Below are 23,971 nucleotides of genomic sequence, written 5' to 3'. Positions count from 1 at the left end.
TCCTATGGGGCTAAATGATTCCCCAACAGGTCTCGGACAAGTCTCTACCTAAGTCAAAATGGACCAACGAACGCTGATCCCCGTAGCGCGCGATTATCTAGTAGGCCGCGTTACAACGCATCAGGGGTAACAAAGTATTTATCGCGAAAAACCCCTGTTTTCAGTCGAAAAGCCCTGAAAAACATGTTTCAAGTGCTTTCACGTCTGTAACAGGAAAGTGACCGGGCCATCGTTGACCAGGTGCACCTGCATGTCCGCGCCGAATCTACCTGATGCCACAGTGCCATGCACCTGTTTCGCTTTGCTTAATAAATAGTCGAAAAGCTCCTCGCCCAGGGCCGGAGGGGCAGCGGTCGAAAAACTCGGGCGCAACCCGCTCTTGGTGTCTGCGGCCAGGGTGAACTGCGAGACCAGCAGCAACCCGCCGCCTACATCCGCCAAAGACAGATTCATCTTGCCCTCGGCGTCACTGAATACTCGATAGTTAAGCAGTTTATGCAGAAGTTTGTCGGCGCTGGCACGAGTATCCTCGGGCTCCACCGCCACCAGCACCAACAACCCCTGATCGACCGCCCCCACCACTTCCCCCGCTACCTCGACTCGCGCGCCATGCACGCGTTGCAGCAGGCCTTTCATGCTTCTTCGGGCGGCAGGTCGAGCAAGCGGCGAGCCATCTGCCCGGCGGCACGCACCAGTGCATCGGTGATGCCCGGCTCGGACGCGGCGTGGCCGGCGTCGCGAATCACCTGGAGTTCACTGTTCGGCCAGGCTTGATGCAGTTCCCAGGCGTTGTCCAGTGGGCAGATCACGTCATAACGACCGTGGACGATCACGCCAGGCAAATGGGCGATCTTGCCCATGTCGCGAATCAGCTGGTTCGGCTCGAGGAAGGCATTGTTGGTGAAGTAGTGACATTCGATACGTGCGATGGACAATGCGCGCTGCGGCTCGGAGAAGCGATCGACCACCAGCGGATTCGGACGCAAGGTCGCGGTCCGGCCTTCCCAGGTGGACCAGGCCTTGGCCGCATGCATCTGGGCGATCTGATCGTTGCCGGTCAGGCGCTTGTGGAAAGCGCTGAGCAGGTCGCCGCGCTCATCCAATGGAATCGGCGCGACATAGTCCTGCCAGTAATCGGGGAACAGACGGCTGGCGCCACACTGGTAGAACCACTCGATTTCCTGCGGCCGGCAGAGAAAAATCCCGCGCAGGATCAGACCGTGTACACGCTCCGGGTGGGTTTGCGCGTAGGCCAGCGCCAGGGTCGAGCCCCAAGAGCCGCCAAACAGCACCCATTTTTCGATGCCCAGGTGTTTGCGAATGCGCTCAAGGTCGGCGACCAGATCCCAGGTGGTGTTGTTTTCAAGACTGGCGTGGGGCGTGGAGCGCCCGCAACCGCGCTGGTCGAAGGTCACGATGCGGTACATGTTCGGATCAAAGTACCGTCGACTCTGGGCATCACACCCGGCACCGGGGCCGCCGTGGATGAACACCACCGGCAAACCTTCCGGTGAACCGCTTTCGTCGACATACAGGGTGTGAGTTTCATCGACGGCCAGATCGTGCCGGGCGTGGGGTTTGATCTGCGGGTACAAAGTCTGCATTGCGCGCTCCGTAAGGGGTCGAGGTCATCCCTGGGGGGACTTCTATTATTCTGCCGTCCGGCATCATAAACCCGAATTACGCCAATGAGCATGCCCCTTGCAGCGTCATAACCTGTCAGCCAAAAACCCGAGCAGCGTTTCATACAGCAAGTCGACCTCGGCGACCTGGCCCCGGGCCCGCAAACAGCCATGAACCAGCCCTTTTCCATAGTAAAGCGTGGTGGGCACACCCGCGGCCTGGAGATGCTCGGCATAGAGCACGCCGTCATCGCGCAGCGGGTCGAATTGCGCCACGGCAATCAATGCCGGCGGCAGCCCGCCGAAGTGTCCGGCGAGCAACGGCATCGCATAGGCGCCCGGCTGTCGGGTGCCGCGCAAGTACAGGGCGTGATAACAATCCACATCACTGCTGGCGAGCAATGGCGCGTCGATGCATTCGCTACGCGACGGCAACGAGCGATCACCGCCCAGCCCCGGATAGATCAAAACCTGCGCCGCCGGGACCGGCTCGCCCGCATCCCGCAGCGCCAGACACAACGCAGCAGCCAGATTGCCACCGGCACTGTCCCCCGCCACCAGCGTTCGTCCGGGATCAAGCCGAAAAGGTCCGCTTCGCAGCGCGCGCCAGACACCCAGGCAATCATTGAACGCCGCCGGAAAAGGATGTTCCGGCGCCAATCGGTAATCGACCGCGATCACCAGTGCGCCGAGTGTCGACGCCAGTTCGGCGCAGATGAAATCGTGGGATTCCAGATCCCCTACCACCCAACCACCGCCATGCAGATACACGATGCACGGTCCACCGCCGGTCGGAGGTGAAACCGGCGGTTGATAGGATCGGACCGACACACCGGCCAACTCGAAATCGACCACGTACAGCCCCGCGGGACGCGGCGGGGTGAACGCCCGGCACATCTCGCTGTAAGCCCGACGCAACCCATTGAGGCTGCTGTCGGTGCTGTTGAAGCTGACAGTTTTTTCGACGAACGCCGTCATCTGTTCAGATAAGGGATAAGAGGCCATAAGTCTGGTGCCAGTTAGTTCAGCGATTTGGAATGGGAACCCGGTTCTGTGGCGAGGGAGCTTGCTCCCGCTGGGCTGCACCGCAGCCCCCAAACCATTCAATCGGGTTTTATCAGATACACCCGAGCAGCCGGGTTTACGACGGCTTCGCCGCCGAGCGGGAGCAAGCTCCCTCGCCACAGGACAGCACTTGCCGAAGGAAAGGTGATCAGTTTTTCAGGCTGGCTTGTACGGTGGCTAAGCCATCCTTGCCATCAAAACTGCTGACACCCACCAACCAACGCTGAAGGTCTTCGGGATGATCACGCAGCCATTGCCGGGCAACGTCCTGAGGCGTCTTGCGCTCCATGATCGGCACCATCAACTGGCTTTCCTGGGCGGCGGTGAAAGTCAGGTTCTCCAGCAAACGGTTCACGTTCGGGCAACGTTCGGCATAGTCCGGGGACGTCACAGTCGAGACCTTCGCTGCGCCTTCGTTGGGGCCATAAACGTCTTCGCTGCCGGTCAGGTAGGCGATTTTCATGTTGATGTTCATCGGGTGTGGGGTCCAACCGACGAACACCACGAACTCCTTACGGTTCACCGCCCGCTGAACGGCCGCGAGCATGCCGGCCTCGCCGGACTCGATCAGCTTGAAGTCTTTCAAGCCGAAGTGATTGGTCTCGATCATGGTTTTGATCGTGGTGTTGGCGCCACTGCCGGGCTCGATGCCATAGATCTTGCCGCCGAGCTTGTCTTTGAACTTGGCGATGTCGGCGAAGGTTTTCAGCCCGGCGTCCGCAACGTACTGAGGCACCGCGAGCGTTGCCTGCGCGTCGGCCAGGCTCGGCTTATCCAGGACCTTCACTTGTTTGGCATCAAGGAACGGCGCGATGTTCTTGTCCATCGCCGGTTTCCAGTAACCGAGGAAGATATCGAGGCGTTTGTCGCGGATGCCGGCAAAGATGATTTGCTGCACGGCGCTGGTTTGCTTGCTTTCGTAGCCCAGGCCATTGAGCAATACGTCAGCCATGCCGCTGGTGGCGATCACGTCGGTCCAGTTGACCACACCCATGCGCACGGCCTTGCAGGACGCGTCGTCACTGGCCAGGACGCTGGTGCTCAGAAGAGCGGTGCCGCAGAGGATTGAGAGACAGCGGGTGAACAAACCTTTGGTGCTTGTCATAGAGAGCGTTCTCGTGCGGCAGATTATTGCGAGGGCCGGTGTCTTCTTGCACCGTGACCAGCACATTACGCAGCGTCGAGAGGGTAAAAGCGAACTGTAGCGACCGAGATTTGCACGGTGGCGACCGTTACGCTCAGGTATCGAGACCAACCCCACTCTGTGGCGAGGGAGCTTGCTCCCGCTGGGTTGCGAAGCAGTCCCCAACCCATTCAACCGAGTGTTATCAGATACACCCGACTCGCCGGGTTTACGACGGCTTCACCGCCGAGCGGGAGCAAGCGCTCTCGCCACAAAAGCGCGCTCCCACAGGGTTATGCGTTGTAGTGCTTTTGGCCCCAGGCCAGCAGGCCTTGCAGCAATTCCTTGAGCACAACCTGCGTCGGCGCCGCCAGGTCCGGGCGATAGCGAAACGGCTCAAACTCTTCCATGTACGTGCACTGCCCTAGCTCCAGTTGCACCGCATGGATGTTTTCCGCCGGGTTGCCGTAATGCCGGGTGATGTGGCCGCCCTTGAAGCGACCGTTCAGCACGTGGCTGTAATCGGTGTGCCTGGCGCAGATCGCTTCCAGCTGAGTGGCCAATTGTGGATCGCAACTGGCGCCATTGAAGGTGCCGAGGTTGAAGTCCGGCAGCTTGCCGTCGAACAGGTGCGGGATGATCGAGCGGATCGAATGCGCATCGAACAACAACGCGTAGCCGAACTCGGCTTTGAGTCGCGCCAGTTCGTTCTGCAGGGTGGTGTGATACGGCGTCCACACCTGCTCCAGATACGTCGCTCGTTCCGCCGCCGACGGTTCCATCCCTTCACGGAACAACGGAATACCGTCGAACAGCGTCGCCGGATACAGACCGGTGGTGGCGCCGACATACAGCGGCTTGTCGTCAGACGGACGGTTCAAGTCGATGACGAAGCGCGAGTACTCGGCAGCCAATGTACTGGCGCCCAGTTCGGCAGCGAACTCATAAAGTTGGGGAATGTGCCAGTCCGTGTCCGGCAGGCTGCGCGCATTGGGGATCAACCCGGCTTCCACCGCCGGAGTCAGGCGCAGGCCGGCGTGGGGCATGCTGATCAGCAGCGGCACGCGGCCTTGTTTGAAGTTCAGAACCTTATCCACAACTGCTCTCCTAAACGCTCGTTTCGACGCCGTGACGCACGACGCGTTTTTCCAGGTCACCGCCCAGCCAGTACGACAGATCGGCGGGACGATCGATTTGCCAGGCGACGAAATCCGCGACCTTGCCGGCTTCCAGCGAACCGTGAGTATCAGCCATGCCCAGCGCGGTGGCGGCATGAATGGTCGCGCCCGCCAAGGCTTCTTCCGGGGTCATGCGGAAACAGGTGCAGGCCATGTTCAGCATCAAGCGCAACGACAGTGCCGGTGACGTGCCGGGGTTGAGGTCGCTGGCGATGGCGATTTTCACGCCGTGTTTGCGCAGGGCATCCATCGGTGGCAACTGGGTTTCACGCAGGAAGTAAAACGCACCGGGTAGCAGCACCGCGACGGTGCCGGATCTGGCCATGGCGATGGCGTCGTCTTCGGTCATGAATTCCAGGTGATCGGCCGACAGAGCGTGGTAACGCGCCGCCAGGCTCGAACCGTGCAGCGACGACAATTGCTCGGCGTGCAGCTTCACCGGCAGACCCAGTTCTTGTGCGGTGATGAACACCCGCTCGACCTGTGTCGGCGAAAAGGCCAGGTATTCGCAGAACGCGTCCACCGCATCCACCAGCCCTTCGGCGGCCAGGGCCGGGAGCATTTCAGCGCAGATGTGATCGATGTAGTCGTCGGCGCGATCCGCATATTCCGGTGGCAACGCATGAGCGGCCAGGCACGTGCTGCGCACGCTGACCGGCAGTTCGGCGCCGAGACGACGGATGACTCGCAGGATCTTGCGTTCACTGGCCAGGTCGAGGCCGTAGCCGGATTTCATTTCGACCGTGGTCACGCCGTCGCGCATCAGGCTTTTCAGACGCTTGGCGGCGCTGGCGAACAGCTCATCTTCGGTCGCTGCACGGGTGGCGCGCACGGTGCTGGCGATGCCGCCACCGGCTGCTGCAATTTCCGCGTAGCTGACACCTTTCAGGCGCTGTTCGAATTCACCGCTGCGGTTACCGCCGAACACCGTGTGGGTGTGGCAGTCGATCAGGCCCGGGGTGACCCAGGCCCCTTTCAAATCATTGACCGCCGGGTACTCACCCGACGGCAGTTCACTGCGCGGGCCGACCCACTCAATGTGCGCACCGGACGTCACGATGCCCGCATCCTCGATGATCGAGTAGACGCCTTGCGCCATGGTTGCGACGTGGCAGTGTTGCCAGAGAGTTTTCATCCCGAGTTCCTCGTCTTTGATCGTTCCCACGCTCCACGTGGGAATGCCTCTAGGGACGCTCTGCGTCCAGTGACGCGGAGCGTCACGGGCTGCATTCCCACGCAGAGCGTGGGAACGATCGGTGGGTAGGGGTTAAAGGCTCGGCAAAAGCCTGGCCGACACCAGTTCATTCAGGCAACGCGTGGCCAACAACTCAGTCGCCGCATTGATGTCCGGCGCAAAGAAGCGGTCCTTCTCATAGAACGGCACTTCTTTACGCAGAATCCCACGGGCGTTTTCCAGCTTCGCCGAAGTCTTCAAACCTTCCCGCAAATCCAGCCCCTGAACCGCCGCCAACCATTCCACCGCCAACACACCGCGCGTGTTTTCAGCCATTTCCCACAAGCGCTTGCCGGCAGCCGGTGCCATCGATACGTGGTCTTCCTGGTTCGCGGAAGTCGGCAGGCTGTCCACCGAATGCGGATGGGACAACGCCTTGTTCTCGCTAGCCAGTGCCGCCGCAGTCACCTGGGCGATCATGAAACCGGAGTTCACCCCGCCATTGGCCACCAGGAACGGCGGCAGTTGCGACATGTGCTTGTCCATCATCAGCGAGATGCGGCGTTCGCTCAGGGAACCGATTTCAGCGATGGCCAGGGCCATGTTGTCAGCGGCCATGGCCACCGGTTCGGCGTGAAAGTTACCACCGGAGATCACGTCGCCTTCAGCGGCGAAGACCAGAGGGTTATCGGAAACGGCGTTGGCTTCGACGGCCAGCACTTCGGCCGCCTGACGGAACTGAGTCAGGCAGGCGCCCATGACTTGCGGCTGGCAGCGCAGGGAGTACGGGTCCTGGACCTTTTCGCAGTTCTGGTGCGAGTCGGACACTTCACTGCGCTCGCCCAGCAGATCACGGTAGGCGGCAGCGGCATCGATCTGGCCTTTCTGGCCACGGGCGGCGTGGATGCGCGCGTCGAACGGCGAACGCGAACCCAGCACGGCTTCGACCGTCAGGGCACCAATCGCCACGGCACCGGCGAACAGATCTTCGCCTTCAAACAGACCGCGCAGCGCATAAGCGGTCGACACCTGAGTGCCGTTGAGCAGCGCCAGGCCTTCTTTCGCCGCCAGGGTCAGCGGCGTCAGGCCGGCGACTTTCAGTGCTTCAGTCGCTTCCATCCACTCGCCTTTGTAGCGGGCCTTGCCTTCACCCAGCAACACCAGGGACATGTGCGCCAAAGGCGCCAAATCGCCGGACGCACCGACTGAACCTTTCAATGGAATGTGCGGGTAAACCTCGGCGTTGATCAGCGCGATCAACGCGTCAATCACGACGCGACGAATGCCGGAGAAACCACGGCTCAGGCTGTTGACCTTGAGCACCATGACCAACCGCACCAGCGCGTCGCTGATCGGCTCGCCGACACCGGCGGCATGGGACAGCACCAGCGAGCGCTGCAGGTTTTCCAGGTCTTCGCTGGCGATGCGGGTCGAAGCCAGCAGGCCAAAACCGGTGTTGATGCCGTAGGCGGTGCGGTTCTCGGCGAGGATCTGTTCCACGCAGGCAACGCTGGCTTCGATCTGCTTTGATGCACTGTTGTCGAGGGTGATTTTGACCGGCTGCTGATAGATATCACGCAGTTGGGCAAGGCTCAGTTGGCCGGGAATCAAATTTAGCGCAGTCACTTTTATTCTCCTTTTGAGAGTCTTTTTGTTAACTAACCAGACGCTCCGGAAATGTCCGTTGTCCGTCGCTTCCCGCCTCGTGGGGGGCTGGCGCCTTGGCACGCTGGTTTGATGTAGGAATCAGTTGAGGTTCGGTAAAGCCTTGTGCAGCAAAATCGGATCTTTCAACACGCCGGCAGCGGCGGCGATGTCCGGCGCCAGCCAGCGGTCCTGGTCGTAGGCCGGGACGCGTTCACGCAGCAGACGCCAAGCGGCATCGGTGCCTGCGCCAAAACGCTGTTCCTTGAGAAATTCAAACGCCTGGGCCGCCAGCAGGTACTCGATGGCGAGGATCTGCGTGCAATTTTCCAGGGCGCGATGCAGCTTCAGCGCCGCGTTGGTGCCCATACTCAAGTGGTCTTCCTGCAAGCCCGAGGTGACGTAGTTGTCGAGCACGGCCGGTTGCGCCAATTGGCGATTTTCCGCGCACAGCGAGGCGGCGACGTACTGGACAATCATCATCCCGGAGTTCACCCCGGGGTTGGCCACCAAAAACGCTGGCAGGCCGCTGACGTGCGGGTTGATCAAGCGGTCCAGGCGACGCTCGGCGATGGAGCCGATTTCGGCCATGGCGATGGCCAGCAAATCCGCCGCCAGCGCGACCGATTGGCCATGCGGGTTGGCTTGGGACATGACACGGAAGTTGTCTGGCGTACCCAGCAGCAACGGGTTGTCGGTACAGCCGTTGAGTTCGGTTTCGATCTGGCGGATCGCGTGCGTCAGTTGATCCCGTGCAGCACCGTGGACTTGCGGGATTGAACGGATGCTCAGCGCATCCTGCGTGCGAATGCCTTTGCTCGATGCAATCACTTCACTGCCATCCAGCAACGCTCGCAGATTGATGCCGACCTGCTGCATGCCCGGATGCGGTTTGAGCGCGATGATCTCGGCATCGAACGCCGCGATCTGGCCACGCTGGGCTTCGAAGCTCATGGCGCCGATCACGTCGGCCCATTGCACCAGGCGCGTCGCATCGGCAATCGCCAGACAGCTGAGGCCGGACATGCACGGCGTGCCGTTGACCAGACACAAGCCATCTTTGGCACCCAACTGAACCGGTTGCAGACCTTCTTCGGCCAGGGCTTGCTGGGCGGAAACGATCTGCCCGCGATAACTGACATTGCCGACACCCAACAGCGCGATGCTGATGTGCGCCATGTGGGTCAGGTAACCGACCGAACCCTGGGACGGCACTTGCGGGGTGATGCCGCGATTGAGCAGCGCCAGGAGGGCTTCGACCACCCGGCGATGAATGCCGGATTTGCCATGGCTGTAATTGCGGATCGCCGCGCACATGATTGCACGGGTCTGCTCGTCGGCCAGCGGAGCGCCAACGCCACAAGCGTGGCTGAGCAAGGTGTTGCGCGACAACTGGCTCAGTTGTTCGTCTTTGAGCGAGACGTTGCACAACGCACCCAGGCCCGTGTTGACGCCATACGCTCGCTCGCCGCTGGCGACGATGCGCTGAACGATCGCCTGGGCATTCTCGATCCGCGCCCAGGCCTGGGCCGACAGCTCAAGCTGAGCGCCATGACGGGCGACGGCAACCACATCCTGCCAACGCAACGGGGCGTCGGCGATAACGATTTTTTCAGCCTGGGACATCTTTGACCTCTTGCGTAAAACCTGAATATTGTTGCAGCTCTACCGGCCTCTTCGCGGGCAAGCCTCGCTCCTACAGGATTCAGGTTTGCCGTCCAATGCAGGAACGACTCAAAACCTGTAGGAGCGAGGCTTGCCCGCGAAGGGGTCAGCACAACCGCCGCAAACCTTTAAACCACCGCCGCCCGACGCTGGACGAACCGGTCCACATACTCATCCGCCGGCGAATGAAGGATCTCTCTCGGCGTGCCCACCTGGATCAGGCGGCCGTCCTTGAGGATCGCGATGCGGTTACCTATGCGCACGGCCTCATCGAGGTCGTGGGTGATAAAGACGATGGTCTTGTGCAGGGTCTTTTGCAGTTCCAGCAACTGGTCCTGCATCTCCGCGCGGATCAACGGATCGAGTGCACTGAAGGCCTCGTCCATCAGGATGATGTCGGTGTCTGCCGCCAGGGCGCGGGCCAGGCCCACACGCTGACGCATGCCGCCCGAGAGCTGGTGCGGGTATTTGTTTTCGTAGCCTTTCAGGCCCACGGTATTGATCCAGTGCAACGCGCGCTCGGCGCACATTTGCTTGCTCTCGCCACGCACTTTCAGGCCGTAGGCGACATTGTCGATCACGGTCTTGTGCGGCAGCAGGCCGAAGCTCTGGAACACCATGCTGATCTTGTGCCGGCGAAATTCGCGCAGGGCTTCCATGTCGTATTGCAGGATGTCCACACCGTCCACCAGGATCGCGCCACTGGTGGGGTCGATCAGGCGGTTGAAGTGGCGCACCAGGGTCGATTTGCCGGAACCCGACAGGCCCATGATCACGAAGATTTCGCCGGTGCCGATGCTCAACGACAAGTCGTTCACGCCGACCACGCAGCCGGTTTCGGCCAGCACCTGATCCTTGGTTTTGCCCTGGCCAATCATGCCCAGCGCGTCCTTGGAGCGGTTGCCGAAAATCTTGAAGACGTTTTTGACTTCGATTTTGCTCACGGTTGCGTCGTTCATTTGCTCACCTCATGCCGTGGCCGACCATACGCCTGAGTAATGCGGTCGATGACCACTGCCAGAATCACGATCGCCAGACCGGCTTCCAGGCCACGTCCGACGTTGAGGGTCTGAATCCCCACCAACACGTCTTCACCCAAGCCACGGGCGCCAATCATCGAGGCAATCACCACCATCGACAGGGCCATCATGGTGGTCTGGTTGATCCCGGCCATGATGCTCGGCAGGGCCAGCGGCAGTTGCACGCCAAACAGTTGTTGCCAGCGGTTGGCACCGAAGGCGTTGATCGCCTCCATCACTTCACCGTCCACCTGGCGGATGCCCAGGTCGGTCAGGCGGATCAGCGGTGGCGCAGCGTAGATCACGGTAGCGAAAATCGCCGGCACCTTGCCCAGGCCGAACAGCATCAGCACCGGGATCAGGTACACGAAACTCGGCATGGTCTGCATGATGTCCAGCAACGGCATCAGCACCGAACGCAGGCGATTGCTGCGTGCCGAGAGAATGCCCAGCGGGATGCCGATCAGCACCGAAATGACCGTGGCCACCATCATCAGCGCCAGGGTCTGCATTAGCTTGTCCCAGAGGCCGACCGCACCCACCAGGAACAGCAGGCCGACGATGACTGCCGTGGTCACCACTTTACGAGTCGCGTGCCAGGCAACGCCCGCCACGATGGCCAGCATCAGCCACCAGGGCGCCGCACGCAGCAACCCTTCAAGATTGACGATGGCCCACAACAGGGTGTCGGAGATATGCCGGAACACATCGCCGTAGTTGGTGACCAGCGAGTCGACCCAACCGTTGACCCAGTCGGCGATGGAAAAGGTAAAGCTTTCGGGAAACATAAGAGACTCTCAATCAAGGGGTTGCGATCAAGCACCCGATTGCCGTTGCCGACAGTCGGAGAGGCCCAACCTACAAGGCCGCGTCGATTTTCTTGGCTGCGTCTTCGCTTACCCATGCGTGCCAGACTTCAGGATGTTCCTTCAAGAAGATCTTGGCCAGTTTTGGCGACTCGATCCGCTCTTTGGCCATGCGCCCGAGGTTCTGGTTGAGCAGGTCGATCGGCAGGTTGACCTTTTCCAGCACTGCCACCAGTTCCGGGGCTTGCTCGTGGAACGTCTTGGACAGGCCGACCTTGATGGTCACTTCCTTGTTCACGCCTGGTTTTTCTTCAAGCTTGACCAGGTCAACCTGGCCCATCAGCGGGGTGGGCGACCAGTAGTAGAACAGGATCGGCTCGCCACGCTTGTAGCTCGACAGCACTGCGGCATCCAACGCCGGGCCGGTGCCCGGACGGAAGTTGGTGTAGGTGCTTTCCAGGCCGTAGCTTTTCAGCATTTCGCTGTTGTCGAGTTCACAGGTCCAGCCGGCCGGGCAGTTGTAGAAACGGCCCTTGGAAGGCTCTTCCTGGTCCTTGAACACGGCGGCGTATTTACCCAGGTCGGCGATTGCTTTCAGGTCCGGGGCCTTGGGCTCCAGCTTGCGCTTGGCGTCGCCTTCGATCACGTAGCGCGGCACGTACCAGCCTTCGATTGCGCCAACGACCGGAGCGCCGACACCGACAACCTTGCCGGCCTTCTCGGCCTTGTTCCAGACTTCGCTGCGGCCAACCCACTCTTCGGCAAACACTTGAATGTCGTTGCTGCTCAGGGCGTTTTCCATGGTGATGGAGTTGCCCGGCAGGCTGTCGGTCTTACAGTCGTAGCCCTTCTCCAACACGATTTGCATCACGTCGGTCAGCAGCATGCCGCTTTCCCAGTTCAGGCCGGCGAACTTCACCGGTTTGCCCGACTCGCACCAACCGGCAGCCTGAGTGGCGCCGGCGCTGGCGAGCAGGCCCATGGACAGCAATGTGGTCAGCAGGGTCTTGTTCGATTTCATTGTAGTGACGCTCCTAATCATGAATTGGCTTACGGCAGTCAAGAGGCATCCAGCCCTGTCCACGTCCAATCAGGCCTGCGCCGCAGCGCGACCAGCCCCACTTGTTTTTTGTTGTACAACGCTGTCCTGCTCAACCGGCAGAATCAGGTGATCGGGTACCGAGCCGTGCCATTTTTTCGCACAGACGTAGTACAGGGCTGCGGGAAGCACCAGACCGATGATCCAGGAAATATCCACACCACCCAGGGTTTCCACCAGCGGACCGGTATAGAACTTGGTGGCGATGAACGGCAGTTGTACCAGCACACCGAAGACATAGATGCTGATGCCGAGTGGGTTCCAACGGCCATAGCGACCCTTTGGATCGGCCAGCGCCGGCACGTCATAACGCTCGCGAGTGATGCAGTAGTAGTCCACCAGGTTGATCGCGCTCCATGGCGTAAAGAACGCCAGCAGGAACAGGATGAAGGACTTGAACGCACCGAGGAACGAGTGCTGACCGAGTAACGCGATCAGGGTGGCCGTACCGACGATGAACAGCACGAACACCAGACGTTGCAAGCGCGATACCTGCAGGTGACCACGGAAACCGCTGATGATGGTCGCAATGCACATGAAGCTGCCGTAGGAGTTCAGCGTGGAGATGGTGACCTTGCCGAACGCGATGCTGAAATACAGCAGCGCAGCGGTGGCACCGGTGCCGCCCAGACCCACGATATAGGCCACTTCGTGGCCGGCGAATTGTCCGTTGGCCGAAGCGGCGGCAAACACGCCGAGGATCATCGCCACCTGTGCACCAATCACCGAACCCGCGCCAGCGGCGAAAAAGGTTTTCACCGAGGAAGTCTTGCTCGGCAGGTAGCGCGAGTAGTCAGCCACGTAAGGACCGAAGGCGATCTGCCAGGATGCCGCGAGGGACACCGCAAGCAGGAAGCTGCTCCAGCTGAAGTGGCGGATTTGCAGGAGCGCACCCACATCAGTCTGGCTCATCAGACGACTGAACAGATAAACAAAGGCAATCACGCCGATGACGCTGGCGACACGGCCGATGAAATGGATCACCCGATAACCGAGTACCGTGACCAGCACGATGACGCTGGCGAAGATGAGGATACCCACGCTGTCGCTGACGCCAAACAACTGGCCCAGCGCCTGGCCGGAAAGCACGGTTCCCGTTGCGGTGAAGCCCAGGTACATCAGGCAGACCAGCACGATTGGGATGGCCGCACCATAAACGCCGAACTGTACGCGGCTGGAGATCATCTGCGGCAGGCCAAGTTTTGGCCCTTGCGCTGCATGCAACGCCATCACGCCACCGCCCAGTAATTGACCGATCAGCAGACCGATCAGCGACCAGAACACATCACCGCCCAGCACCACGGCGAGCGCCCCGGTGACAATCGCGGTGATTTGCAGGTTGGCACCCATCCACAGGGTGAACTGGCTTAACAGACGACCGTGTCTTTCCGCTTCCGGGATGTAGTCGATCGAACGTGTCTCGATCAACGGTTTACTGCCTGCACGATCGTCATTAACAGCCATTGTTCAACCTCTGTGGATTGTTTGTCGGTGTTGGTGATCCCTGTAGGAGCGAGCGATGCGGGGCGCCGCATCGCTCGCTCCTACAGGTTTTGCATCAGGCCAAAGCCTGTTTTATTTGCCGGTAATCATCGGCAGGTTCAGCCCTTGTTCCTTGGCGCAGTCGATCGCGATCTGGTAACCGGCATCGGCGTGACGCATGACACCGGTGGCCGGGTCGTTGTGCAGGACGCGAGCGATACGCTCGGCCGCTTCGTCAGTACCGTCGCAGACAATCACCATGCCCGAGTGCTGGGAGAAGCCCATGCCGACGCCGCCGCCGTGGTGCAGGGAAACCCAGGTCGCGCCGCTCGCGGTGTTGAGCAGGGCGTTGAGCAGTGGCCAGTCGGACACGGCGTCGGAGCCATCCTGCATCGATTCGGTTTCGCGGTTCGGGCTGGCGACCGAACCGGAGTCCAGGTGGTCGCGACCGATCACGATTGGCGCGGACAACTCACCGCTGCGCACCATTTCGTTGAACGCCAGACCCAGCTTGGCGCGCTGGCCCAGGCCAACCCAGCAGATACGGGCCGGCAGACCCTGGAAGCTGATGCGCTCGCGGGCCATGTCCAGCCAGTTGTGCAGGTGGGCGTCGTCCGGGATCAGCTCTTTAACCTTCGCGTCGGTCTTGTAGATGTCTTCAGCGTTACCCGACAGTGCAGCCCAACGGAATGGACCGATGCCGCGGCAGAACAGCGGACGGATGTAAGCCGGAACAAAACCCGGGAAGTCGAATGCGTTCTCGACGCCTTCTTCTTGCGCCATCTGACGGATGTTGTTGCCGTAGTCGAAGGTCGGAATGCCCATCTTCTGGAATTCGAGCATCGCTTTTACGTGCACGGCCATCGATTGCTTGGCGGCTTTGACCACGGCAGCAGGCTCGGTCTTGGCGCGAGCGCGGTACTCTTCCCAGGTCCAGCCGGCTGGCAGGTAACCGTTGAGCGGGTCGTGGGCGCTGGTCTGGTCGGTGACCATGTCCGGGCGCACGCCGCGCTTGACCAGTTCCGGCAGGATTTCTGCCGCGTTACCCAGCAGCGCAATGGAAATCGCCTTGCCTTCCTTGGTGTACTTGGCGATGCGGGCCAGCGCGTCGTCGAGGTCGGTGGCTTGTTCGTCGACATAACGGCTGTTCAGGCGGAAATCGATGCTCACCTGCTGGCATTCGATGTTCAGCGAGCAAGCACCGGCCAGGGTTGCAGCCAGGGGCTGAGCGCCGCCCATGCCGCCGAGGCCTGCGGTCAGGACCCAACGACCTTTCAGGTCATCGTTGTAATGTTGGCGACCGGCTTCGACGAAGGTTTCGTAAGTGCCCTGGACGATGCCCTGGCTGCCGATGTAGATCCAGCTGCCGGCGGTCATCTGGCCGTACATGGCCAGGCCTTTGGCGTCGAGTTCGTTGAAGTGCTCCCAGCTCGCCCAGTGTGGTACCAGGTTGGAGTTGGCAATCAGCACGCGCGGAGCATTGGTGTGTGTCTTGAACACGCCGACCGGCTTGCCGGATTGCACCAGCAGGGTCTCGTCGTCATTCAGGTTGGTCAGGCTTTCGACGATCTTGTCGTAGCATTCCCAGTTACGCGCCGCACGACCGATACCACCGTAAACCACCAGTTCTTTAGGGTTCTCGGCAACTTCCGGGTCGAGGTTGTTCATCAGCATGCGCAGCGGCGCTTCGGTCAGCCAGCTCTTGGCGGTCAGCTTGTTACCGCGGGCGGCACGGATTTCAACATCACGGTATTTAGTAGGTTTCTGGGTATTGTCAGTCACGAAAAAGACTCCTCAGCGATCAATCCAAACCAACCCTGGCGGTGGGTAAGCCAGCCTGTGCGCACTGTTGCGCAACAAGCGAATCAGTGGACGTTGCGAGGAGTCTCGGTCGACTCATACGCATACGTCTTTACTTGTACATACAAGCATATGCAATCAAGCGGCCAACTTGTTGGAGGGGCGTTCAAGAAAAGTTTTAAACGGGCTGGAAAGCGCCTGGATCAAGGGTTCTGGCAACGATGAAATTTTTCGGGGGATTTTGCGAGGGGGGTGATTGCTGTTACTTGGGCGTGGTTTTGCGCCACGCTGGGGCGTTCGGTAACAAAGTGGTGCGCAGTTTCGAATCAGTTGATCGCTCCCAAGCTCTGCGTGGGAACGATCAGTGGTGGTATTGGATCAGCGTGCAGTCAGCTCGATCACACAGCACGGGCCGTTACTGGAAACTTCCAGCAGGCCGGTGTTACCACCGAGTTGCAGGCAATCATGGCGACCGAGTTGCGAGGCGCTGTTGCCGACCTTCACGACAAGCTCGTCAGTGACACTAAATATGAGCACGGTGCCAGCCGAGCTGAAAAACTGCTGCTCACCGGCCAGCCACTGCAACCGCGCGTAGTAACGCTGGGGCGCATAAATCAGGTTGAAGTCGCGAATCGGCCCGCCCAGCAAGGTGCAGGTCACGTGGCTTTCGCCGCTGAACGCAAAAGGCTCCAACGGTAACAATGGAGGCGTGTCCTGGCCGTCAACCCGCAAGGTCATACCGTCGCCTTGCAACACGGTGATCACCCGCTCATAGCCGGCGAACGTCGAGAATCCGCCGGACTCGCCGATATCGGCAATCGACAGGCGCCAGCCGAAGCCGTCAAGCCCGGTCCCCGCATCGCGGGTGATTTCTTCGGTGCTGCCACCGCCGTTTTTCCACGGCATTCGCGGGTAATCTTTTGCGCGTAGAACCTTCGTTACATTCATTTATGAAACCGACCTTCCAGACGATGACGGGAACCAGGGTGGATCAAACGGGCGGCGGTTACCGGCTGGCGGCCGGACCAGGTGCGGCGACGAATCAGCAGGCACGGCTCGCCCTTTTCAATCTGCAGCAATTTGCACTCTGAGGCCTCGGCCAGAATCGCCTCGACCACGTGCTCGCCTTCGGTCAGCGGCGCGACCTGGTTCAGGTAGGCGTAAGGCGTTTGCAGGGTGAAGTCCTGCTTGAGGTAGTCCGGCGCCACCAGCGCGTTGACGAAACGGTCTTCGATTTGCACCGGAATATCGTTTTCGAAATGCACGATCAGCGAATGGAAAACCCGCTGGCCTTCGCGCATGTCCAGCGCCAAAGCGCGCTCGGAACCGGCGGCCTCTTCTTCGAGGGTGATCACCTTGCAGGTATGGCGATGGCCACGGGAGGCGATTTCGTCGGCGATGTTGTGCACTTCAAACAGCGCGGACTGGCTTTTCGGCTCGGCGACGAACGTGCCGACACCTTGCATACGCACCAGCAGACCGTCGGCGGTCATCTCGCGCAGGGCGCGGTTGATGGTCATGCGGCTGAAACCGAGTTGGCTGACCAGCTCGCTTTCCGACGGAACGCGGTAGTGCGGCGGCCAGTTTCCACTGTCGATTTGCTGGGTGATCATCTGTTTGACGCGGGCGTACAAGGGCGCCGGACTGTCGCCCATGTTCGCGGCCAACGGTGACACTGGGGGCGGAGTCGGCACGGTTAATCCTTGGTCGTCTGTTAGAAGTCGCTAGCTTGCCGGAGTTTACCGAGCAGGCAAACGTCTGTATATGTATATACAAATAACACACGATGGGGTTCTGAACCATGTCCGCCTTCTTTGCCGAACGCGCGCTGCTGCCTAGTGGATGGGCCAACAATGTACGTCTTGAGGTCAGCGCCGAGGGCGTTTTGACCCATATCCAGGCCGATTCCAACGCAGATGGCGCCGAACGGCTGAGCGGTCCGCTGCTGCCGGGGATGCCGAATCTGCATTCCCACGCCTTCCAGCGGGCCATGGCCGGGCTGGCGGAAGTGGCGGGCAATCCGAATGACAGTTTCTGGACCTGGCGCGACTTGATGTATCGCCTCGTCGGAAAAATCAGCCCGGATCAACTCGGCGTCATTGCTCGTCAGCTGTACATCGAAATGCTCAAGGCCGGTTACACCTCGGTCGCGGAATTTCATTATGTGCATCACGACACCAACGGCCAGCCTTACGCAGATCCCGCTGAACTGGCGCTGCGCATCAGCCAGGCGGCCAGTTCCGCCGGTATCGGTCTGACCTTGCTTCCGGTGCTTTACAGCCATTCCGGTTTCGGCGGCCAGGCGCCGAACGACGGTCAGCGCCGCTTCATCAACAGCACCGAGAACTACCTCACGCTTCAGTCGCGTTTGCAGCCGATCCTGGCGCAGCAACCGGCGCAGTCGCTGGGTTTGTGTTTCCACTCGTTGCGCGCGGTAACGCCGCAGCAGATCAGCGAAGTGCTGGCGGCCAGCGACAAGCAGTGCCCGGTGCACATTCATATCGCTGAACAGCAGAAGGAAGTCGATGACTGCCTGAGTTGGAGCGGTCGTCGCCCTCTGCAATGGCTGTACGAAAACACAGAAGTCGACCAGCGCTGGTGCCTGGTCCACGCGACCCACGCCAATCCGGAAGAAGTCACGTTGATGGCCAAGAGTCGCGCCATCGCCGGTCTGTGCCTGACCACCGAAGCCAACCTCGGCGACGGGATTTTCCCGGCGGTGGATTTCCTCGCGCAGGGTGGACGCATGGGTATCGGGTCCGACAGCCATGTGTCATTGAGCGTTGTGGAAGAGTTGCGTTGGCTGGAATACGGCCAGCGTCTGCGCGATCAGCGGCGTAATCGGCTGTATGGCGCGGATCAGCCGATGGTTGGCCGCACGCTATATGACGCTGCGCTGGATGGCGGCGCTCAGGCGCTGGGGCAGCCGATCGGTGCACTGGAAGTTGGTAAACGTGCGGATTGGCTGGTGCTGGACGGCAACGATCCGTACCTGGCAACGGCCAGCGGTGACGGGATTCTCAATCGTTGGTTGTTTGCCGGCGGCGATCGCCAGGTGCGCGATGTGCTGGTCAATGGCCAGTGGGTGGTGCGTGACGGGCGTCATGCAGCAGAAGAAGAAAGTAACCGCGCGTTTACCCATGTCCTGCGCGACCTCCTGGGCTGACACAAACGAAATGTGGGAGCTAGCCTGCTCGCGACAGGGCGATCAAATTCAACAGAAGTGTTGACTGATACTCCGCTATCGCGAGCAGGCTCGCTCCCACATTTGTTCTTTACTAGCCGTCAGTTCGAGGTCTTGGCCATCTGCGTATCCGACGCGCGCCAGATCAGCCGCGTAGTGTCGTAGCCTTGCTGACGCGCCTTGCTCAGCAGTTCTTCACGCACTACACCGTTGACCGTCGGCGTGCGCGACAGCAGCCACAGGTACTTGCGGCTCGGGTCACCGACGATGGCGGTCTTGTAATCGTCGCTGACGTAAAGCACCCAGTATTCCCCCTTCGCCACACCTGGCAGCAAGCGCGAGAACCAGGTATCGAACTCGACCCACAACTTGTCGGTCTTGCCCGGCACTTGTGGATAAGCCGTGCCCTTGGCCTCTTCCCATTGCCAGTCCGCCGTCAGGCAGCGGTTCAGCACCTGCACCTTGCCGTCAGGATTGAGCGTGTAATGGGCTTCGGATTGTGCGCAGTTGCGTTGGAAATACATCGGCAGGCGGGCCAACTCGTACCAGGTGCCCTGGTATTTCTTGAGATTGACGCTGTTGACGGTTTTCGGCGCCAACGGATCTGTGCCAGAAGTGGCGCAGCCGGCCAATACCAGGCCGGCAAAAAGGAGTATCAATAACCGCTTCATTGTTTTTCTCCCGTGGGCGCGTAGCCCCGGATTACTTCAGGCCTTGGCCGGAAAACATCAGTACTTTGTCACCGGCATACTGCACGCTGATAAAGCTGTTCTTGTCACCCCAGGTGCAACTGGACATGCCGAGCGCGCCCGAGCAATCAGTGGCTTTACCCAACAAGGCTTCAACCTCTGCCTTGGGCATGCCGGCCGACAGTTTCGAATAGTTTTCCTGATTGACCTTGCTGCATGCGGCCAACAACACGCAGAACGAGAGCAGGGCGATAGAACGCAGCGACATGGTGTAGCTCCTGGGGCGAGGGGGGAATGGCATGGCTGCCAAGCAGAAGCTTAGAAGAGAAAACCCCCATCTGGTTCCCCGACCGCCCGGCTATTTATCGGGCCGCTCGTCTGCCTTTTTTCGAAAAATCAGCAACTTTCCTGCGCCGCTGAGTATTTCATCGGTTTTCGCAAAAACACGCCTAATCTTTGGCGCTGGCCAGTCGACATAGAAGCAGCGCAAAGCCCTCGACTGTGGCAAATTGACGCCCCCTCGCTGACCAGCCCCTCCGCGGTAGTGCACTTAATGACCAGAAACATGAAATTCAGCCACAAGATCCTGCTGGCAGCCGCCCTCGTGGTCGCTGTTGCGTTTGCCTGCTTCATCCTGTTCAACGACTACCGTCAGCGCCAGACCTTGCGCAGCAGTACCGAATCCTCGATGCAGGAACTCGGCAGCCTGACCACCCGCAACATCCAGACCTGGCTGGAAAGCCGCATCCAGTTGCTGCAATCGTTGTCCCAGCAGATCACAGTGGACGGCAGCACACCCGCCAGCCTCAAACGCGCCATCGACTTGCCGGCCTACACCGGCAACTTCCAGCTGAGCTACTTCGGTGGCACTGACGGCGTGATGTTCTCGATCCCGGCGGGCAATCGTGCGGCAGACTACGATCCTCGCGCACGTGGCTGGTACAAGGCGGCCAACAGCGCGCAACAGACCATCGTCACCGAACCGTACATCGCCGCCTCGTCCGGCAAACTGGTGATCACCGTGGCCACGCCGGTGCAGCATCAGAGCCAGATGATCGGCGTTGCCGGTGCGGACATCGACCTGTCGAGCGTCAGCGCAATCATCAACTCGCTGAACTTCGGCGGTCACGGCCACGCGTTCATCGTCAGCGCCGACGGCAAGATCCTGATCCACCCGGACAGCAAACTGGTGCTCAAGAGCCTCGCCGAGGCCTACCCGAACGGCGCACCAAAAGTCAGCCCGGGCATGAAAGAAGTCGAGCTCGACGGCAAGACCCAGTTCATCTCCTTTACCCACGTCAACGGTGTGCCCTCGGCCGACTGGTACGTGGCGCTGGTGCTGGACCAGGACACCGCGTTCTCGATGCTCAGCGAATTCCGTACCTCGGCGATCATTGCCATGGTCATCGCCGTAGTCATCATCATCGCGTTGTTGGGCATGTTGATCAGCTTTCTGATGCAGCCGCTGCTGACCATGGGCCGCGCCATGCATGACATCGCCGAAGGCGAAGGTGACCTGACCAAACGCCTGACCATCCACGGCCACGATGAATTCGGTGCCTTGGGCACCTCGTTCAACCGCTTCGTGGAACGTATTCACACCTCGATCCGCGAAGTGTCCTCGGCCACCGGCCAGGTCAACGAAGTTGCCTTGCGTGTGGTTGCCGCGTCGAATTCGTCAATGTTCAATTCCGATCAGCAAGCCTCGCGCACCAGCAGCGTGGCTGCAGCGATCAACGAACTGGGCGCTGCCGCCCAGGAAATCGCCCAGAACGCCGCCCTCGCCTCCCAGCATTCGAGCGATGCACGCGCGTTGGCCGAAGAAGGTCAGCAAGTGGTGGATAAAACCATCGCGGCGATGCAGCAGCTCTCGGCGAAGATCAGCGATTCGTGCGGCAACATCGAAACGCTCAATAGCAACACGGTGAACATCGGGCAGATCCTGGAAGTGATCACCAGCATCTCGCAGCAGACCAATTTGCTGGCATTGAACGCAGCCATCGAAGCGGCGCGTGCCGGTGAGGCCGGACGTGGTTTTGCCGTGGTTGCGGACGAAGTGCGCAACCTCGCCCATCGCACTCAGGATTCGGCGCAGCAAGTGCAAAAGATGATCGAGGAACTGCAAGTCGGCGCCCGGGAAGCGGTGAGCACCATGACCGACAGCCAGCGCCAGAGCGAAAGCAGCGTCGGCATCGCCAACCAGGCCGGTGAGCGTCTGGGCAGCGTGACCCAGCGTATTGGGGAGATCGACGGGATGAACCAGTCCGTGGCGACCGCGACTGAAGAGCAGACCGCAGTGGTGGAGTCGATCAATGTCGACATTACCGAGATCAATACGTTGAACCAGGAAGGGGTGGAGAACTTGCAGTCGACGTTGCGTGCATGTGCGGACCTTGAGCAGCAGGCGGCACGGTTGAAGCAGTTGGTGGGCAGCTTCCGGATTTAAGCGGCTTTCACTGGCCGCCATCGCCAGCAGGCTGGCTCCCACAGGGGATTGTGAACGACACAAACCCAATGTGGGAGCCAGCCAGCTGGCGATGGCGGCATCAGCTACAGCAGAAAACTAAAAGCGAGAACCGGGCCCGGAAAGAAACGCCAGCTCTTCAGCCGTAGACTCCCTTCCCAACACCGCATTCCTGTGCGGAAACCGCCCAAACCGCGCAATCACCTTCTGGTGCTTTTCGGCGTAATTCAGGTAATCGGTAAACAAAGCCTGATCACCCTCCGGTTGTTTTTTAACCAGATCGATGTACCGCGAAACCGCCTCGTTCTGCACCGCCAGATTCTCGCAATGTTCAAACACCAGGTAGATAAACACCCGCTGAATCGGCCGCAACTGCCGATCGAAATCCGCAGCAATGCCTTGCGCCACCAGTGCCTGAGCCCTGAGATCGCCTGAAAAGGATTTGGGGGTGTCGCGAAAGATCATTCGCGGGAGCTGATCGAGCAGCAGCACCAAGGCCAGCCAACCTTCGGGGCGTTGCGCCCATTCAGTCAATCCGCCGGCCAGGGCCTGCTCGACCCAGTCCCCGAAACGCGTCTGCGCTTCGAGGTCCTGGCTGTCGCGCTTGCCGAACCATAACTTGCCCTTGTCAGCCGCTATGTCTTGGGGGGATTCGAAGGTTCCGAACCACCACTCGAGCAACGGCTGCCAGGGCGCGGTCATGGTTTATTCCTTGTGGTAAGCCGTGACGCGTTCGACTTCTTCTTTCGAACCGAGGAACACCGCAACACGCTGGTGCAAGCCCTCAGGCTTGATGTCGAGGATGCGCTGATGGCCATCGGTGGAAGCGCCGCCAGCCTGCTCAACCAGGAACGACATCGGGTTGGCTTCGTACATCAGACGCAGTTTGCCCGGCTTGGACGGCTCGCGGTTGTCGCGTGGGTACATGAACAGACCGCCACGGGTCAGGATACGGTGCACGTCGGCAACCATCGCCGCGACCCAGCGCATGTTGTAGTTCTTTTTCAGCGGGCCTTCATCGCCAGCCAGCAATTCGTCGACATAACGTTGTACCGGCGCTTCCCAGTGACGCTTGTTGGACGAGTTGATCGCAAATTCCTGCGTGGACTCAGGGATCGTGATGTCTTCATGGGTCAGCACGAAGCTGCCCATTTCACGGTCCAGGGTAAAGCCCTTCACGCCATTGCCCAGGGTCAGCACCAGCATTGTCTGTGGACCGTAAATCGCATAACCGGCGGCAACCTGCTGAGTGCCTGGCTGCAGGAAGGCCTTTTCGTTCAAAGGCTCGTTCTGGGTCAGGTATTCGTTCGGGCAACGCAGCACCGAGAAGATCGTACCGACCGGCGCGTTGATGTCGATGTTCGACGAACCATCCAGTGGGTCGAATACCAGCAGGTACGCGCCTTTCGGGTATTTGCCCGGGATCTGGTAGGCATTATCCATTTCTTCGGATGCCATGCCGGCCAGGTGACCGCCCCATTCGTTGGCTTCGAGCAGGATGTCGTTGGACATCACATCAAGCTTCTTCTGCACTTCGCCTTGGACGTTTTCAGTGCCCATGCTGCCCAGAACGCCGCCCAGGGCGCCCTTGGACACGGCGTGGCTGATTTCCTTGCAAGCACGCGCCACCACTTCGATCAGGAAACGCAGATCGGCAGGGGTGTTGTTGCTACGGGTCTGCTCAATCAAATAGCGACTCAGGGTAACGCGGGACATGGAAGGCTCCGGTGGAATTGGGGGCTAAAAACCCGCGCAGTTTAACGCGAGTCGAGGCGCATTTCCTCCTATCAGACGTGATACGCCCAATAGAGTTCATGCGCGGGGTTGAGCGTAGCTGTAAATGAACTCTATGGCGGCGAGGGAGCTTGCTCCCGTTGGGGTGCGAAGCGGCCCCCTGAAGCATTCGCCGCCATTTGTCCGAGAACATGCAGCCGCAGAAGTTACGACTGCTTCGCAG

At 60.2% G+C, this 23,971-nt stretch carries 21 protein-coding genes and 1 pseudogene; 3 read left to right on the top strand and 19 right to left on the bottom strand.

What is annotated here, in order from left to right; all coding sequences use genetic code 11:
• Positions 1 to 198: 198 nt before the first annotated feature.
• The 15 genes from dtd to hutC form a co-directional block, all read right to left on the bottom strand.
• Positions 199 to 636, bottom strand: a complete 438-nt coding sequence (gene dtd / locus RHP74_RS02220) for a D-aminoacyl-tRNA deacylase (RefSeq protein ID WP_010464499.1) — start codon at positions 634 to 636, stop codon at positions 199 to 201.
• Positions 633 to 1,604, bottom strand: coding sequence for a prolyl aminopeptidase (pip, locus tag RHP74_RS02215; protein ID WP_010464501.1), 972 nt, complete (start codon positions 1,602 to 1,604; stop codon positions 633 to 635). Before pip ends, dtd begins: the two co-directional genes overlap by 4 nt.
• Before the next feature lie 105 nt (positions 1,605 to 1,709).
• Positions 1,710 to 2,627, bottom strand: a complete 918-nt coding sequence (locus tag RHP74_RS02210; RefSeq protein ID WP_311097571.1) for an alpha/beta hydrolase — start codon at positions 2,625 to 2,627, stop codon at positions 1,710 to 1,712.
• A 208-nt stretch (positions 2,628 to 2,835) separates the two neighbouring features.
• Positions 2,836 to 3,792, bottom strand: a complete 957-nt coding sequence (locus tag RHP74_RS02205; RefSeq protein WP_311097569.1) for a choline ABC transporter substrate-binding protein — start codon at positions 3,790 to 3,792, stop codon at positions 2,836 to 2,838.
• Positions 3,793 to 4,103: 311 nt separating this feature from the next.
• Positions 4,104 to 4,907, bottom strand: a complete 804-nt coding sequence (gene hutG, locus RHP74_RS02200) for an N-formylglutamate deformylase (protein ID WP_311097567.1) — start codon at positions 4,905 to 4,907, stop codon at positions 4,104 to 4,106.
• 10 nt (positions 4,908 to 4,917) lie between these two features.
• On the bottom strand, positions 4,918 to 6,123 hold the full coding sequence (gene hutI / locus RHP74_RS02195; RefSeq protein ID WP_311097565.1) for an imidazolonepropionase: 1,206 nt from the start codon (positions 6,121 to 6,123) through the stop codon (positions 4,918 to 4,920).
• Between the two features lie 132 nt (positions 6,124 to 6,255).
• Positions 6,256 to 7,788: a histidine ammonia-lyase gene (gene hutH, locus RHP74_RS02190; RefSeq protein ID WP_010464511.1), complete on the bottom strand. Its 1,533-nt coding sequence runs from the start codon at positions 7,786 to 7,788 to the stop codon at positions 6,256 to 6,258.
• A 120-nt stretch (positions 7,789 to 7,908) separates the two neighbouring features.
• Positions 7,909 to 9,432 (bottom strand): histidine ammonia-lyase, encoded by a 1,524-nt coding sequence (gene hutH, locus RHP74_RS02185; RefSeq protein ID WP_311097562.1) that lies wholly within the window; start codon positions 9,430 to 9,432, stop codon positions 7,909 to 7,911.
• Between the two features lie 167 nt (positions 9,433 to 9,599).
• Positions 9,600 to 10,430: a glycine betaine/L-proline ABC transporter ATP-binding protein gene (locus RHP74_RS02180; protein ID WP_145309870.1), complete on the bottom strand. Its 831-nt coding sequence runs from the start codon at positions 10,428 to 10,430 to the stop codon at positions 9,600 to 9,602.
• Complete coding sequence (locus RHP74_RS02175; RefSeq protein WP_010464518.1) at positions 10,427 to 11,278, bottom strand: proline/glycine betaine ABC transporter permease; 852 nt, start codon at positions 11,276 to 11,278, stop codon at positions 10,427 to 10,429. Before RHP74_RS02175 ends, RHP74_RS02180 begins: the two co-directional genes overlap by 4 nt.
• Before the next feature lie 70 nt (positions 11,279 to 11,348).
• Positions 11,349 to 12,317: an ABC transporter substrate-binding protein gene (locus RHP74_RS02170; RefSeq protein ID WP_010464521.1), complete on the bottom strand. Its 969-nt coding sequence runs from the start codon at positions 12,315 to 12,317 to the stop codon at positions 11,349 to 11,351.
• Positions 12,318 to 12,386: 69 nt separating this feature from the next.
• Positions 12,387 to 13,859: a cytosine permease gene (locus RHP74_RS02165; RefSeq protein WP_010464523.1), complete on the bottom strand. Its 1,473-nt coding sequence runs from the start codon at positions 13,857 to 13,859 to the stop codon at positions 12,387 to 12,389.
• Positions 13,860 to 13,970: 111 nt separating this feature from the next.
• Positions 13,971 to 15,659 carry a urocanate hydratase gene (hutU, locus tag RHP74_RS02160; protein ID WP_010464525.1) on the bottom strand — a complete coding sequence of 563 codons (1,689 nt, stop codon included), beginning with the start codon at positions 15,657 to 15,659 and terminating at the stop codon, positions 13,971 to 13,973.
• 396 nt (positions 15,660 to 16,055) lie between these two features.
• Entirely contained in the window at positions 16,056 to 16,625 is a 570-nt protein-coding gene (locus RHP74_RS02155; RefSeq protein WP_010464527.1) for a HutD family protein, read from the bottom strand.
• The gene (gene hutC, locus RHP74_RS02150; RefSeq protein WP_154505298.1) at positions 16,622 to 17,332 is read right to left on the bottom strand and encodes a histidine utilization repressor; all 711 of its coding nucleotides are present in this window, start codon (positions 17,330 to 17,332) and stop codon (positions 16,622 to 16,624) included. The genes RHP74_RS02155 and hutC overlap by 4 nt, the downstream gene beginning before the upstream one ends.
• Positions 17,333 to 17,478: 146 nt before the next feature.
• Between hutC and RHP74_RS02145 the strand changes: the two genes are divergently transcribed.
• Positions 17,479 to 18,843: a formimidoylglutamate deiminase gene (locus RHP74_RS02145; RefSeq protein WP_311097555.1), complete on the top strand. Its 1,365-nt coding sequence runs from the start codon at positions 17,479 to 17,481 to the stop codon at positions 18,841 to 18,843.
• Between the two features lie 119 nt (positions 18,844 to 18,962).
• On the opposite strand, the gene RHP74_RS02140 is transcribed toward RHP74_RS02145, so the two are convergent.
• Positions 18,963 to 19,532: a lipocalin family protein gene (locus tag RHP74_RS02140; RefSeq protein ID WP_010464533.1), complete on the bottom strand. Its 570-nt coding sequence runs from the start codon at positions 19,530 to 19,532 to the stop codon at positions 18,963 to 18,965.
• Between the two features lie 31 nt (positions 19,533 to 19,563).
• A complete protein-coding gene (locus RHP74_RS02135) occupies positions 19,564 to 19,818 on the bottom strand; it encodes a hypothetical protein (RefSeq protein WP_010464535.1) in 255 nt (84 codons plus the stop codon).
• A 285-nt stretch (positions 19,819 to 20,103) separates the two neighbouring features.
• On the opposite strand from RHP74_RS02135, the pseudogene RHP74_RS31300 reads away from it, so the two are divergent.
• Positions 20,104 to 21,090, top strand: a pseudogene (locus RHP74_RS31300) (cache domain-containing protein); the annotation flags it as partial.
• Positions 21,091 to 21,231: 141 nt separating this feature from the next.
• A complete protein-coding gene (locus RHP74_RS31295) occupies positions 21,232 to 21,996 on the top strand; it encodes a methyl-accepting chemotaxis protein (protein WP_370655188.1) in 765 nt (254 codons plus the stop codon).
• Between the two features lie 117 nt (positions 21,997 to 22,113).
• Here the strand turns inward: RHP74_RS31295 and RHP74_RS02125 are convergent, their stop codons facing one another.
• Positions 22,114 to 22,716, bottom strand: a complete 603-nt coding sequence (locus RHP74_RS02125; RefSeq protein ID WP_311097549.1) for a DUF924 family protein — start codon at positions 22,714 to 22,716, stop codon at positions 22,114 to 22,116.
• Between the two features lie 3 nt (positions 22,717 to 22,719).
• Positions 22,720 to 23,730 (bottom strand): class 1 fructose-bisphosphatase, encoded by a 1,011-nt coding sequence (locus RHP74_RS02120; RefSeq protein ID WP_010464542.1) that lies wholly within the window; start codon positions 23,728 to 23,730, stop codon positions 22,720 to 22,722.
• Between the last annotated feature and the right edge of the window lie 241 nt (positions 23,731 to 23,971).

Source organism: Pseudomonas sp. SG20052 (assembly GCF_031766055.1).
GTDB lineage: Bacteria > Pseudomonadota > Gammaproteobacteria > Pseudomonadales > Pseudomonadaceae > Aquipseudomonas > Aquipseudomonas mandelii.
This window is presented reverse-complemented; position numbering and strand designations above follow the sequence as displayed.

Bases quoted from the DNA above. Each gene is read 5' to 3' on its own strand.
- RHP74_RS02125 (WP_311097549.1), bottom strand. From the start codon at position 22,716: ATGACCGCGCCCTGGCAGCCGTTGCTCGAGTGGTGGTTCGGAACCTTC.
- RHP74_RS02170 (WP_010464521.1), bottom strand. From the start codon at position 12,317: ATGAAATCGAACAAGACCCTGCTGACCACATTGCTGTCCATGGGCCTG.
- RHP74_RS02120 (WP_010464542.1), bottom strand. From the start codon at position 23,730: ATGTCCCGCGTTACCCTGAGTCGCTATTTGATTGAGCAGACCCGTAGC.
- RHP74_RS02135 (WP_010464535.1), bottom strand. From the start codon at position 19,818: ATGTCGCTGCGTTCTATCGCCCTGCTCTCGTTCTGCGTGTTGTTGGCC.
- hutC (WP_154505298.1), bottom strand. From the start codon at position 17,332: ATGGGCGACAGTCCGGCGCCCTTGTACGCCCGCGTCAAACAGATGATC.
- RHP74_RS02205 (WP_311097569.1), bottom strand. From the start codon at position 3,792: ATGACAAGCACCAAAGGTTTGTTCACCCGCTGTCTCTCAATCCTCTGC.
- RHP74_RS02165 (WP_010464523.1), bottom strand. From the start codon at position 13,859: ATGGCTGTTAATGACGATCGTGCAGGCAGTAAACCGTTGATCGAGACA.
- hutH (WP_311097562.1), bottom strand. From the start codon at position 9,432: ATGTCCCAGGCTGAAAAAATCGTTATCGCCGACGCCCCGTTGCGTTGG.
- hutI (WP_311097565.1), bottom strand. From the start codon at position 6,123: ATGAAAACTCTCTGGCAACACTGCCACGTCGCAACCATGGCGCAAGGC.
- RHP74_RS02155 (WP_010464527.1), bottom strand. From the start codon at position 16,625: ATGAATGTAACGAAGGTTCTACGCGCAAAAGATTACCCGCGAATGCCG.
- pip (WP_010464501.1), bottom strand. From the start codon at position 1,604: ATGCAGACTTTGTACCCGCAGATCAAACCCCACGCCCGGCACGATCTG.
- dtd (WP_010464499.1), bottom strand. From the start codon at position 636: ATGAAAGGCCTGCTGCAACGCGTGCATGGCGCGCGAGTCGAGGTAGCG.
- RHP74_RS02140 (WP_010464533.1), bottom strand. From the start codon at position 19,532: ATGAAGCGGTTATTGATACTCCTTTTTGCCGGCCTGGTATTGGCCGGC.
- RHP74_RS02180 (WP_145309870.1), bottom strand. From the start codon at position 10,430: ATGAACGACGCAACCGTGAGCAAAATCGAAGTCAAAAACGTCTTCAAG.
- RHP74_RS02145 (WP_311097555.1), top strand. From the start codon at position 17,479: ATGTCCGCCTTCTTTGCCGAACGCGCGCTGCTGCCTAGTGGATGGGCC.
- RHP74_RS31295 (WP_370655188.1), top strand. From the start codon at position 21,232: ATGTTCAATTCCGATCAGCAAGCCTCGCGCACCAGCAGCGTGGCTGCA.
- RHP74_RS02210 (WP_311097571.1), bottom strand. From the start codon at position 2,627: ATGGCCTCTTATCCCTTATCTGAACAGATGACGGCGTTCGTCGAAAAA.
- RHP74_RS02175 (WP_010464518.1), bottom strand. From the start codon at position 11,278: ATGTTTCCCGAAAGCTTTACCTTTTCCATCGCCGACTGGGTCAACGGT.